Raw genomic sequence first — 14,366 nt, forward strand, 5'->3', positions numbered from 1 at the left:
ACTCATAAAAATAATACAAAATGAAAAATATAATAGTATCAGTTATTTTACTTTTTGTGGCAACGATAGCACAGGGGCAACAAAGTTTATATGAAGCTTTACAAGCCAATGGAGAAACAGCGATATACGAAGGTTTTTTTGGATTAGAAGCCAATGGAGACGGAACGTATAATTTTACAGAATCAGCACCAGCTGTAAACATAACAGTTATTAAGCTACCTACAGGGCAACCTGTAGGTTTTAATGCGAAATCTATTACTGAAACTTACGGAGATTTTAGCGAAACAGAATTAAGTGATGGTGTTATATCAGATAGTTACCCAAACCTAATTTATATAAAGCATCAGCAAACAAAAAAAGGTTACATGGCAATAGACGATTTATTTTTGGTATTAGAACGTCTACCAAAAATAGGGAATCCTACGGTAAATAATATCACTAAAGTATATGTTATGGTTAAGGATCGTCCTGAAGTAAAAGAAACTAAGAAAAATAATAGAGGTGGTTTTTTTGCAAGAATGAAAGCAAAAATAGAAGCAGCATCGGTTCATATCAATACGCCTGCATCTAGGTACTTAAGAACGGTAGATATAGATCAGAAATTTAACGACTATGTTTCAGTTATGAAATTAAAACAAACGAATACTTTAACATCAAAAGATAGTGTAGCTATTGCAACTATTAAAAGAGCAAGAGAAAAGAGAGGTGAATAAATAAGAAGGTATCAGTATTAGTTGATAAATGATTAAAAGTTCCTTAACGCTCGTATGGAGAGTTGTGAAGTAATTATTTACAATAAAAATGTTATTATAAATTAACATTATCTAAAATAATTTAAAATGAAATATATAAAATATTACAAGTTAGAGCTAATGGTCTTTTTATTGTATACTCTCATATTCTTACTCTTAATAATGTTTTAATTGTTGCTGTAAGAATTCTAAAAAATGAGGTTGTTTAAAAAGTAAGTTTTTTGTGAATCTGAATTTATTTCAGATTCACAAGATTTAATCCTTTTTAGTCAGCCTCATTTTTTTATAAAGTTAGAAACTTATAAATTAACAACCCCCAACCTAAAACTAAACATAGTCCTCCTAACGGTGTAATTGGTCCTAAAAATTTTAGTTTTTTATTATTGGCAGAAGAAATTACTAAACCATAAATAGAAAATGAAAATAAAATAATTCCAATTATAAAAAAGTTAATAATGTAGTTGTCTATTGTAATTTGGTGGTTTAACTGAAAACCCAAAACAAGTAATACAATGGCATGATACATTTGGTATTTAACACCTGTTTCAAAACTTTGTAGTTGGTCTGTGTTTAGTTTTTTCTTTAAAAGGTGCGCACCAAACGCACCAAAAATTACGGCTGACATTCCAAAAAATGCTCCTGAAATTAATGCTATTTTATTCATAGTTATTAAAAGTTGAATCCTAAATTAACAGTTGCTCTTACGCCATCATCCCCATTAAATACAGCTACATTTGCAACCAACATATTTGCTGCGTTAAAGAAAATACCACCTCCAGCAGAAGTGTTAAATTTAGTGTTGTTAAACGTGGTGTTTTGTTGTCCCCAAACAGTTCCGTAATCAAAACCTCCATAAATACCAATGTTTAGAGGCACAATACTTGTTTTAACTTTGCTTAAAAGTAAACGAAGGTCTGTAGATTGATACACTGAATTTTTCCCTGTAAAACGTTCGTTTCTATACGCTCTTAAACCATCATTTCCACCAATACTTGCTGCTTGATACAACTCATAAGAATCGCCAAAATTATAATGTCCTTTTACTTTGGATGCAAGTACTAGTTTTCCGCTAGAAACCAATTTATAATCAAAAGAAATAGCTGGTATTAAATATCCAAAGTGGTTGCTGTTTTTAAGGTTAGAGGTATATCCTACTTTTAAGGATGTTTTCATTCCCATTGTTGGAAAAGCAGTATTGTCTGCGTTTTCAAACTGATAACCAGCTTCTGTATTTATAAATTGTTGATTGTTAAAAATGGCATTATTTGATGCGAAAGTATCACTTATAAACCTGTTAGATGTTTGTTCTACTTTAAAATTCTGAAAATTTACACCTACTTTTATTGTTCCATCCAAGTCTCCTTTCCACTGTATAAAAGTACCTGCACTTAATTCTTTTATTCTAAGTCTGTTGTATTCTTCGTCTTTAATTTCATGAGGTGCATTTAGGTTTATAGAGTTATTCCCTAAACCAAAATAATTCATAGCAAAATTAGGACTTGTAAAACGTGCTTTTACACCGAGGTTCCAGTTTTTTATAACGTTTGCAAATTCACTAGAATAATCAAATTCAAAACCACTAGTTGCAAAATAGTAGGCCGCATTTAAGGTATGTTGAGAAGTAAATGGGTTTCTCTCAAAACCAAAAGAAGTATATACATTAGAAACACCCAATTTAACACCGTCGTCTGCATTAAAACCAATGGTTGGAGATATAATAAACTGATTGTTTTTAAGCTTCGTGTAATCGTACACGTTCGTTTCGTAATTATCGGTTAACTTTTTATTCCCTTTGTTTGTTACAAACGTATTTTTCTTAGATTTAAAATCATATATTTTTACTTTTTTACCGTTTAAAATATTATAAACATCGTTGTTTTGACCGCCAATAATCCTAACTTTTATTAAGTTTTTAGCTTCGCCTTTTACAACAAAAGTATCATCATCATCTAAACCATAAATCCAGATTTCTTTGGTGTCAGATTTCTTGTAAGTTCGTTCATGAAAAATGGTTCCTTTTTCGCCTTTTATAATTCTATATCCAGTTATTTTTGTACCTCCGTTAGGGATTCTTTCAATATCAAACCAATCATCTTTATGAGTACCTTTTATAACTTGAAATTTATTTAAATGTTGAAAATAAGCATCAGAAATTTTTTGTAAATTCTTTCTTCTTCCTTGTAGTTTTGTTTTTATTTCTAATACAGTGTGATCTCTTACTTCGTCTGGGAAATTAGTAAAAGCATCTTCTATTACTGCATCTGTAAGGTTGGTGGTTATTAACTTTACTTGTGCATCCCAATCGTTTTTAGTTGCCGTTGTAATTAATGCCATGTCTAAAGGATACGGAGATAAATTAAACCATTTTGGGCTGCTGATATCTTCCTTATACGATTGCATTGCACGCAATGCAGGTATTAATTTTGTGGTAATATTTAATAAAAAACCATCACCAAAAACAGCAAAAGCTTGATCTCTATCTCTAGGAACTGGTCTGTAAATGGTCTGTTCACCTTCTTTAAAAATAGCCCATCTCCATTGGTCTTGGTGTCTGTCCCAATCTCCAATTAACATGTCGAATAAGCGTGCTTTTATATATGCATTTTCGTCTAAAATATGATGTTCATTTTTACTTAATTTCTTTAATAAATCATCGGTACTAATTATTTCATCTGCAAACCCAAAACTTTCTTTGTCTCCATGACCAGAAGCAGCTCTTTCTTCAATCATGTATAATTCACCACCAAATTCATCATTAAAATTACCCAACTTATCTTGTTTAGGAACGTAGTATAAAACAGGGTTTGTGTGATAAACACCAATGGCATCAGACAATTTACCAATAGTAAATGGTGCATACGGATGCGAACCTGTAAAAACATCACTTAACAAACCTTCTGTGGCGGTATTATTAAATTGACCCTCTATATATTGGTCTTTAAAAGCGACTGCCTGTAAATATTGTACCGCATTTTTACGTAAGGCACGCATTACGTATTCTCTACCTTCTGAATCTTCAAGTCTTAATGATTTAGATTGATGTCCGCCACCTTTTCTAACAGGCTTTAATCCGCCAAAAAGAGTGTCTAAATCTACCGTCGGTGCAATTACTTCTGTACCAAAATATTTTCTATAACGTTCTCCCCATAAAAAACGATAAATACCACTTTTTTCAACTTCCTCTTTGGTGTAAATAGATGCTTTTTTTTCTGTTATATTAGTATTCGTAAACGGAGCAAAGTTGGTGTTTTCATTCGCTGGTAAAACTTCTGTGGCGTACACAACTTTGTTATCTTTTACGGTATAAAAAGCAACGTTAGACGAACCATCTTCATAAACATCTAACTTAGCAAAACCTTGCGCTCCATAGGTGAATTTTGCGTTTCCGGTTAATTTTGTAGCCATTGTTTTAGAACCAGAACCACTTATTATTTGCGGTAAATTATCTTCTACAATATATTGTAGGTTGTGGTCGTGTCCAGAAACAAAAATTGTTTTATCATTTTCTTGAGAGAGTGTGATAACACGTTTTCTAAGCTCGTTATATTTTTTATTCTGAATATCGGTATTTGTAAGTCCGGTTGTTTCTCTAATTAAATTTTTAAGAGAACCTAAAACAGGTAAAGGGCTCATGTGGCTTTTAAAAGAATAGTGTCCGCCATGAGAACCGTTTGTAAACATTGGATGGTGTAATGCCACAATCGTTGTTTTTCCTCTTGCCTTTTTGATGAGTCCTTCAAATTCATCAAAGAATTTTTCTCTTGTTTTAATTTCACATTCATCATTTATGGTTGGGTGATTGTCCCAGTTTGTTACATACCAATGCGTATCAACAATAATTAAAACAATGTCTTCAGAAATTTTAACTTTTTCTAATGGACAACCATTATTCGGTAAAAAAGCTGATTTCCCTAATGCCTTTTCAACTAGTTTTTCTTCTCTTTTTAATCCATCTAAACCATGATACCAATCGTGATTTCCTGGAATAAATATAGAATTTCCTTTAAATTGTTTTGCAACATTTGTTTGCGCTTCAATTCTTCTTTTTGCCAAAGGATATTTTTTAGAATCTTTATCTGGTATCCCAGTTTCATAGACATTATCACCTAAAAAAAGTAAAGTAGCTTCTTCTGATGCATTTTCAATATGCTTTTTTAAATATTTTAAAGCAGGTGAATCTTCTTCTAATGTAGAGTTTCCTGCGTCTCCAATTAAATAAAAAGTGTGTTCAATTTTAGAACTATCCTTTTTAATCACGCTAGATTGGTTGTCTGCTATTTGTTTTTTTATGGTTGCGCAGGCAGAAATGCATAAAAAAAGTAAAAAGAATATGGAGTATCTGAGTAGTTTCATAAGTGCTAAAATAACTATTTTAAAATTGAGTTTTTATATCGTTGCAAGTCTTCTCTGGTATCTATGTCTAAGAAGTTTGTTTTTATTGTAGAAAAAAGAACTTCGTTTTTCTTATTGTTGATGAATTCTTTTGCGCCTTTGTCTCCTTTTATCAGAAATAAATTAGAAAAATACTTTTTAGGAAAAATCGCAGGAACACCTAATTTTTTACCATAGTTAGAGGCAATGATTTTATCTTTATTTTGTTTAAATAAATGAAGCATATCTTCAATATAAGCAACATCAATGGCTGGTTGATCCGCTAATAAGATAAAAAGACCTTCATAATGGAAATCTTTATCCTTAAAATACTGAATGCCAGAAACGATGCTTGAACTTAATCCGTCTTCAAAATTGGTGTTCTCAATAAATTGAACGTTTTTAGAACTTATTTCTGATTTAATTTTATCCGAATTTGCGCCTAAAACACAAAAAATATTTGATGTAGAAATACGTTCTATTTTTTCTAAAGTGAGTTCTAAAAGTGTTTTATGATTTACTTTTTCTAACTGTTTTATGCTATTCATTCTAGATGATTTGCCTGCAGCCAAAACTAAAATAGCAATGTTTTCCATAAATTTAGGTATGAATTTTTCCCGCCAGTTTCCTTAAAGAAAAAGGCTCTTTTTTTCTAATTATAGAGAGTATTTCCGCGACAATAGAAACGGCAATTTCTTCTGGAGTTTCTGCACCAATATGCAAACCTGCAGGTGTATAAATAGTTTCTAAAAATTCATCAGAAATATCTGGTACAAATTCAAAAAGCTCGTTAAACAATCGTTCTCTTCTGTTTGGTGCACCTAAAATACCAATATATTTTGGTGTATATTCAGACAGTTTTATAACGTATTTTAAATCTTGTACGTAACTATGATTCATGATTACAATAGCCGTATTTTCTTCAATATTTGTAAATTGAACGGTTTCTGCAGAATCACCATTTACCGAATTTGCTCCCGGAAAATCTTTTAATTCTTTAGAATCCTTATTACAGGTTATCACATCAATTTCCCAACCTAATGTTGCGGCTACTTTACAGAGTTTAACAGCGTCGTGTTCGCCTCCAATTATAATCAACCTAAAACTAGGTTGTACTATTTGAGAGAAAATTATAAGGTCTTTTTTATACTGATGATTAAATCCTTCAGAAAACGTAAATTGTTTTTTATTGTGAAAAGTAATTATAGAACCAAAATTACCAAAAGCTTCATTTTCATCGGTAAAGTAACTTGCAATATGTATGGTTTCTCTATCTGAATTTGCTTTCGAAAAATGAGTAAGAAATTCATCCGTAATAAAAAAAGGTTCTATTAGAACATATAGAATACCTTCACAACCTAATTTATATCTACCGTCGTATGTAATTACTTTTGGTTTGTTATCAGAAAAAACACTTTTAGATCTGTGCTTAATTTCTTTTTCTACACAACCACCACTCACGGCTCCAACAGAACTCAAATCTTCAGAAATTAACATGCGTACACCTGGTTTTCTGTAAGAAGAACCCTCTAAATGTACCACGGTTGCCAATACATTTTTCAACCCTTTTTGTTGGTTGATGACCGCCTGATTTATAATTTCTTTAAGTTCGTGATTCATTAATAAATACTATAATTTAGGTTTAAATATAAAACTTTTGTTGCTTCTTTTTTTAAGTATACTAAAAATATGGAGCAATTTTGTCTTTGTAAAAACAATATTAACTTAAAATGAATAACCAATTGCAAAGTTAAATACAGGTTCGTCTGCTCTAAAATCCCATCGTTTATCTTCTTCTAAAGAAGGATCATGAAAAGGAGCAGCCAAATCAAAACGAATTACAAAACCTTGTACATCTATTCGCAAACCAAAACCAGCTCCCATACCTAATTCATTTATAAAATTTGACGTAAACTTATCTGTAACATTACCGTCTTCATCATTAAAATCTGAATTAGAAACAGTATTCCAAACATTTCCTGCATCTACAAAAACGGCACCTTTAAGAATAGAAACAATTGGAAAACGATATTCTAAATTGGCTTCTAAACGTACGTTACCTGTTTTATCAAAATAAGAACTATCATCGTCTGTATTATTTCCGTCATAAGTTCCCGGTCCTAAAGATCTTATGCTAAATGCTCTTACACTATAAGGTCCACCAGAATAATATTGTTTTACAAACGGAATAACCTCAGAATTACCATAAGCATAACCATAACCAGCAAATAATCTGGTAGCAATTGTTTGTTCATTCTTGTTACCAAAATTATAATGATACCTAAAATCAACATCCGCTTTAGCGTATTGTGCATATTCTAAACCTAAAAACTCATTGGCTTCATCTGTTTCTTTATCAAACAAACTAATAGAATTACCTGCAACGTCTAAGGTAGATTGCAAGTAAAGTTGATGTTTTTTAGTGGAACTCAACATTTCATTATAGGTAAAAGAAAAGGTAAGTCCGCTAATAAATTGCTGATCAAAACTACTTTCTAAATAAGAATTGTTGTCTAAAATTTCTTGAAACTCATCTGTAGTATTAGATAAACGTGTATAATTTACAGAAATAGGATTGAACTCATACGTAATATATTTATTAGCATTCCATGTATACCCAAAAAGGGCAGTACCCGATAAAAGTGTATACAGTTGACTTCTATTTAAATATGTGGCGCTTAAACTTGTTTTTGTTTTCGGAATAGAATAATCGAAAAAATCTTTATTGATAGCAAATGGAGAAATAACTCTAGGAAAACTAAGTTCTCCTTTTAAACCTAATTCTAAACTGGTTAAACCAGAATTATTACTGCTAGATATTTGTGTTTCGTAACCAATATTTGTACTAATACTTAACGTTTCTCCTCCTTTAAATAAATTTCGATTACTATACGTTATTGCTAATTTTGGACCTGCAAAATTATTAGATTTTGTAACCGCTTGCAATTCTGCACGTATGGCGCGTTTTGTTAAAGGTGATAAAAAAATATTGGCTTCTAAACTACCAATAGTATCTGTAAGTGCGTCTTTAATTTCTTTATATTGAATGTTTACAAACTTATATGTACCAATTGAAGAAAGTCTTCTAGCAGTGTTTTTAGACGTTAATGGGTTATAAAAATCATCTTCTTTTAGGGTGATAAAATCGTCTAAATATTTAGGCTCGAAAAACACGGTATCTTGATGATATGTTTTTTCTTTAAAACGAATATTCTTTACTTCTGTAGAATCATTTAAATTATAATTCGGATAAATATTGATTTTATTAATTTTATATGGAACCGTAGATTTTTTTGGAACCTTTGCTTTTAGTTTTAAAAATAAATCGAACTTTTTTGTGTTACGTCTATTTGTATCAGCTTCAAAAAGTAAAAAATCTGAATTAAAATTATAATATCCTTTTTGCTTTAATTCTGTATCTAATCGTGCTCTTTCTAATTTTAAAATACCCAAATCGAAACGCGTATCTTCTTTAATGATACTTGTTTTAGTTAATTCTTTTACATCTCTATAAATAGGCGAAACCATACTGTCTATTTTGTAGGTTGCTATTTTATAAGGAGCAGGTATTTTTAAATTATATGTTATAGAAGCTTCTTTATCTTCTTCTTTAAAGTTAGAACTAACGCTGCTATAGAAAAAACCATAATTTTCCAATTTATTGATTAGGATTTTTTTGTTTTCTAATTCATTTATATCTGATTGATAAACAGGTTTTTGTCCTATTTTCCTGTACAGCCATTTGTTTAAGAAATTGGTTTTTTCTTGCTGATTTTTATAGTAATAATACAAACCAAGATGCATACCAAGAAACTTTGTATTGGGTTGTTTACTCAATACAGAAGACAAATCTGTTTTTAGTTCTGCTACTTTTTCTACAATAGAATCTGCTTCTATTTCTATGGTAGCACCAGTATACAAACGCTTGTTTTCTGGAATGTGTTTTTTGATACCACAAGCGTACATAAACACGAATAGGACTATTAAAAAAAGGTGTTTTTTATAGATTTTTTTCAACATTTATTTACTTTTTATTATCAGAATTTTCAACTTTATTATCCTCTTTATCCTCTTTATCCTCTTTATCCTCTTTATCCTCTTTATCCTCTTTATTGTCTTTGGTTTTTACGTTTTTATTGTCTTTTTTAGAACGTAAAATAGAATCCCAAAGTTGCTGAAATTCATTAAATTCTTTAGTGAAAATTAATGCAATTCCGCTAACAATAGTTTGTCCGTCAATTACATTTTCAAATTCATTTTTTCTAAAACCTTTTAAACTATATCTACCGTCTTCTGTAATTCTATATTCTAAACTTACGTTACCAATTAAAGGAGATTCTTCACCTGTTTGGCTACTTCCTTGTATGTCTACTTCGCTACCAACTCTTACGGTTAAACGATCGTTAAATAACTTTTTCTGTGCAGCAATATCTAATTGAGTTCTATCGGTTGGTGTATCGCCTTGGTAATCTGTAAAACTGTTTAAACCAAAATCTAATTGAATACCAGAGTTTCCTAAAAGTTTATCAGAAAAAGAATTTAATTGCCCAGAAACGGCATCATTTAAATTGTTTTTTGCAATAGAAGCAAAACCACCAGAACTTCCGTCGCTGCCAGAATCTGGATAAAACCTACTTAAAACTAATAAAGAAAAAACTTGTTTATTTAATTGCTCTTCTTGTTGATTAATCTGTTGCACACGATCGTAAACCTGACCGCTAATAGCTCCTTGGTGATCTTCTGGCATGTCTAAATTAAAAGATATTTTTGGTTGTAACAATTCGCCAGCAATATTTAAATACACATTAAAAGGCAGTACTTGTTTGTATTTGTTTTGTACAGATGAATCTTCGCCAGAAATTTGAGATGCCATTAAATCTGAAGCAGATGTTTTTAAAGTATACATTGTTTGTATGTCTAACTTTGCATCAAGAGGATCTCCTGCCCAAGAAATACGACTACCAGGAACCAAAACAAATTTTCTATCTACAACATTGTATAAATTTAGTTCATATTGTCCCTTAGAAACTTCAAAAGCACCAGTTAAAGATAAATCTCCATTTGGGTTCATTAGCAATATGAAATCTCCATCACCAGAAACATTAAAATTATCACCAGTTTCTTCATCAATAATAACGGTTACTGCAGCTTGTTTATCAATTTTTAAAAGTGCCTTTACATCAAAACCTGTAATTGTTGCAGTTTCTTCTTCTTGTTGCGTTAAAATAGCGTCTGGGTTTTCTCTATTTACAAAAGAAACAATACCATCTCTTTCTTCTATATTTGTGTAACTAGCAGGTAAAACGTAGGTAATATCTGTGTCTGAACCTACTACTAATTTAGTGTCTAATTTAGGAATTTGTAAGTCTCCAGTTAGTTTTGCATCTGCATTAAAAGAAACTTTTCCGTAAAGAGTTTCGTTGTCTCTTCTTGTAGCATTTAGCACGCTAAAATTCTTTGCTTTAATATCTAAATTAAATGTAGGGTTTATAAAGCTTTTGGTTTTTATAGCACCAGAAAATACTAGCGAATTGTTTTGTGCATCTAAAATGGTAAAGTTAGACATGCTTAAACCGCTGTTATCAATATTTAAAGTTTCGTCTTGTAACTTAAATTTAGCGTTTAGCTTGGCAACATTAAAAGCTGCATTTGTAAAATGTAAATTTCCTTTATAAACAGGTTCAGAAGTTTGACCTGTTATTTTAAATTCTCCAGAAAAACTACCCGAAGTTTCTTTAATTTCTCCTAAAGAAAGTGTATTTAAGGTTTTCATTTTAAAAGAATTAATTAGCAAATCTAAATTTAGATTGGCATCATTATTTTCTGCTAAATAATCTCCTTTAATGTCTAAATCTACATCGCCTTCTTTTAAAGATGCATTAAAATCATATTTTCCGTTTTCTAAAGATTTTGCATCAATACTTAATTTACCAAAGTTTGTTTTTAATACTTGTAATTGACTAATGCTTAAATCGGCAATAATACCAGTGTTTCCAAAAGGTTGTTCTAGAATAAATTTTCCATTTAAAACTCCTGTTGTAATCTCCTTTTCTGGACTTAAATAATTAAAAATTTCATCAATTTTAAAATTCTCATAATTTAGAGCAATATGATCTTTAGAAATATTAGAAACTTTATCTGTAATTTCTATAAATTGATTTTCAAAACTGATTTTAAAATCGGAAAATGATAATTTATCATTCTCAAAAAGAATAGCATTGGTTTTAGGTATTTTCCAATTATTACTATTTAATAATAAGCTATCATTTTTTATTGTAAATTTTAATTGATTGTTCTCTTTTGTAATAAGAGAGTTTATATTCATTAATTTTTCTCCTTCGTAAAAACTTAAAAAATTAAGCGATAATTCTTTGTCTTTCTGGTTTCCTTTGATAATGGTTTTTGGCACATTTAAAGGACCTGCTGTTATGTTTTTAAAACCTAAATTAAAATTGAAATCTTCTTTGTTTGTATTCATAGAAAAAGACAAACTGTCTAATTCATTATTACTAAAGTTAATGTGTGGTGCTGTAATATTAGCTGTTAAGAGTTGTTTTTTCTCTTTAAAATCTACATCAATATTTACGGTGTCTAAATCTTTTAAATTGACTAGAAAAACCTCGTTTAAAAGTGGTGTTTGAGAAATTTTACCTTTTAAAATTAAATTTACAGGGTTTGTGATGGTGTCTAAAACAATACTATCCTTATAAAAATAACTAGAAACATGACGTTGCAATGCTGTGCTAAATGTTTGCGGATCTGTGTTTGATTCTAAGTTTAAATCTATCATTTTATTGTTGATAGAAACAGCTGTGGTGTCTTTGTCTACAAACGCGTTAGCGGATAAAGAACCTAATAAATAAGTTTGATTATTATATACAACAACTCCGTTTTTTATATTACTTTTTACGGCGTATTTTTCTAAATTCCCTGTAAAATCTAAAGAAAGTTCCATAGCAGATTTTACATTACGTTCCATTAAACCAAGCGCTTGTAAGTCTACGCCAATTAGGTTTAGATTTAAAGTTGCTTTTGTATTTATAGAATCTAAATCTACAATTCCGTTTAAGTCTACATTTAGATTTTTGTCTTTATAAGTTGATGTAATTTTACCTTTGCTATTTTTTAAAATTCCATTGATATTTAAATCTGTAATAGTGTAATTTTCTAATTGAAATTTAGAAATATTTGTTGATAATTTGGCGTCTAAATCTTCAAGATTTTTACCATTCCCAGAAGAGTTTAAGGTAACACTTAATTGACCAAAATTAGGGTTTATTAAAAGTGAACCAATATTATATTTATCAATATTTAGATCTATATCATAACTAATTTTTGCTTCGTTTTTAAAGCTTCCTTTAATAGTTGCAAGACCTTGTGTTGTGTTTATTTTTGTAGTTGTTGATATGTTATTTAAAGTACCATCTACGTTACTTGTAATCAAAATATCTTCGGGTAAATGAATGCCAAATTCTTTTTCGTCTACAATTTGTAAAAGATCATTTCGTTTTGTCTTTGCTTTAAAGTTAGAAATGTTCAGTTGTAATTTATCTGTATCAGTAACATTTTTAAAGTTTCCGTCTAAAGATATTTTTGTAGAGTTTCCCCAATTAACATTCGTGTTATTAATATTTACATCAGCCAAAGTACCATTAAGATTCAATGTTCCGGTAAGGCTTTTTTTACTTAATTTATTAACGTATTCATTTTCTTTTAATGTTGGTTGAAACTTAAAAAGGGTTTCTAACCAAAGACTAAACGAAGGTATTTTTAATTGAATGTTAGTTTTTTCTGGTGATGAAATTAGTTGAGAAATTGAATTATAATTTGCTTTTGCAAAACCAGAGATTCTGTTTTTATCAACCTGAATATTTATATCTGAAACTTCAAATTCTTTATCACTAAGTTTTGTATTTAATGCAAACTCGGTTAAGTTGAATCCAGATTTTTCTTTAAAATTAAAAGTCTGTAATTGTAAACCTGCTTTTTTGTCTTTCAAGAAAATATCAGAAACCTTTAGTGTCAAATTTTCTACAACAATCGCATTCGGATTAAAAGTGTTTTTAACAATTTTTTCATCATTTACAAAATACTGAATCTTGTTGTTTTCTAGATTAATATCATCTATCTGCACATCAAAATCTGGCCAAACAAAAGCGGTATTACTATTTGTAGTTGTTTCTGTAACAGTTGAATTCGTTGAAGCTGTTTTTAAAAGAATATCAGCGTTTTTAAGCTGTAAAGTGGTAAGATTAATTTTGTTTTTTGATAAATCAATTTCAGGAATTTCTGTATAAAATTCATCAATATTTATGTTAGAAATTAATTGGCCACCAGGGTTTTTATAATACGCTTTTACATTTTTTAAGGCTATTTTATTTGCAGATAAAAAGGGTAAAATACTTTCTGTAGTTGAGGTGTCTGGTGCTACAGTTTTTTGAATCAGTTTAATATTAGTATCAGAAAGTGAAATTTCATCAGCATTAAAAATCATTTTTTGCAAATCAATTTTATCCATATTGGCAGTTAGATTTCCAATTTTAAAATGACTGTCAATTCCTATTACATCATCTTTAAAAACAACATTAATACTTGATAAATCAATATTTCCAAGAACAATATCTACAGGCTCCGAAGTTGTTTCTTCAACAACAGGAGTTGGTTCTTCTGATGCAAATGCATCTATTAAAAACTGAAAGTTATACCCAGAAAGACTGTCTTTTCTTATAATATTGGCACGTAAACCATTCCATTCTAAATTGTCTACACCAACGGTACCTCCTTTAATCATTCCCCAAAGAGGTAGGTTTGCTTCTAAAGATTTAGAATATACCAATGTGTCTCCTTTGGTGTCTTCTACATACAAACCTTCTAATTGCAAACCACCTTTAAAAGTTAAAAATAGCTTGTCTACAGTAATTTTAGTATTTGTTTTATCGGTAACATAGTTTACTGCCTTATCAACAATAACACTTTGTCCCCAAGGGCTTCTAATAAAAAGTATTAAAAAACCAACAAGAATGATTAGTCCTAAAAAAACTCGTAAGAATCTTCTTAAAAAGCGATATTTTTTATTCTTTATTTTTTTAGACACTATAACGGACAATTTTAGTTATGCAAATGTAACTTGCTAAGTTTATTCAAATTGTCCTAATATCATAAATTTTTGACTCTTTTGCTAAAACTTAACGATTTCATGTTTTAATAAACCAAATTGAAAAAAGTTTTTTATGTTTTAAGTAA

7 protein-coding genes are annotated in these 14,366 nt (G+C 29.8%); 1 reads left to right on the forward strand and 6 read right to left on the reverse strand.

Going from position 1 to position 14,366, the window contains the following annotated elements:
- Positions 1-20: 20 nt before the first annotated feature.
- Complete coding sequence (locus WHD08_RS14015) at positions 21-713, forward strand: hypothetical protein (protein ID WP_208890399.1); 693 nt, start codon at positions 21-23, stop codon at positions 711-713.
- A 322-nt stretch (positions 714-1,035) separates the two neighbouring features.
- Here the strand turns inward: WHD08_RS14015 and WHD08_RS14020 are convergent, their stop codons facing one another.
- The 6 genes from WHD08_RS14020 to WHD08_RS14045 all read right to left on the reverse strand — a co-directional run bounded on the left by WHD08_RS14020 (position 1,036) and on the right by WHD08_RS14045 (position 14,217).
- Positions 1,036-1,416, reverse strand: a complete 381-nt coding sequence (locus tag WHD08_RS14020; RefSeq protein WP_208890398.1) for a DUF423 domain-containing protein — start codon at positions 1,414-1,416, stop codon at positions 1,036-1,038.
- Positions 1,417-1,421: 5 nt separating this feature from the next.
- Positions 1,422-5,105 carry a metallophosphoesterase gene (locus WHD08_RS14025; protein ID WP_165731864.1) on the reverse strand — a complete coding sequence of 1,228 codons (3,684 nt, stop codon included), beginning with the start codon at positions 5,103-5,105 and terminating at the stop codon, positions 1,422-1,424.
- A gap of 14 nt (positions 5,106-5,119) precedes the next feature.
- Complete coding sequence (locus WHD08_RS14030; RefSeq protein WP_165731865.1) at positions 5,120-5,719, reverse strand: nucleotidyltransferase family protein; 600 nt, start codon at positions 5,717-5,719, stop codon at positions 5,120-5,122.
- Positions 5,720-5,723: 4 nt separating this feature from the next.
- Complete coding sequence (locus tag WHD08_RS14035) at positions 5,724-6,743, reverse strand: XdhC family protein (protein WP_208890397.1); 1,020 nt, start codon at positions 6,741-6,743, stop codon at positions 5,724-5,726.
- A 105-nt stretch (positions 6,744-6,848) separates the two neighbouring features.
- Positions 6,849-9,143 (reverse strand): BamA/TamA family outer membrane protein, encoded by a 2,295-nt coding sequence (locus WHD08_RS14040; protein WP_208890396.1) that lies wholly within the window; start codon positions 9,141-9,143, stop codon positions 6,849-6,851.
- Positions 9,144-9,147: 4 nt separating this feature from the next.
- Positions 9,148-14,217 carry a translocation/assembly module TamB domain-containing protein gene (locus WHD08_RS14045; RefSeq protein ID WP_244183308.1) on the reverse strand — a complete coding sequence of 1,690 codons (5,070 nt, stop codon included), beginning with the start codon at positions 14,215-14,217 and terminating at the stop codon, positions 9,148-9,150.
- Between the last annotated feature and the right edge of the window lie 149 nt (positions 14,218-14,366).

The organism is Polaribacter sejongensis (assembly GCF_038024065.1).
Classification (GTDB): domain Bacteria; phylum Bacteroidota; class Bacteroidia; order Flavobacteriales; family Flavobacteriaceae; genus Polaribacter; species Polaribacter sejongensis.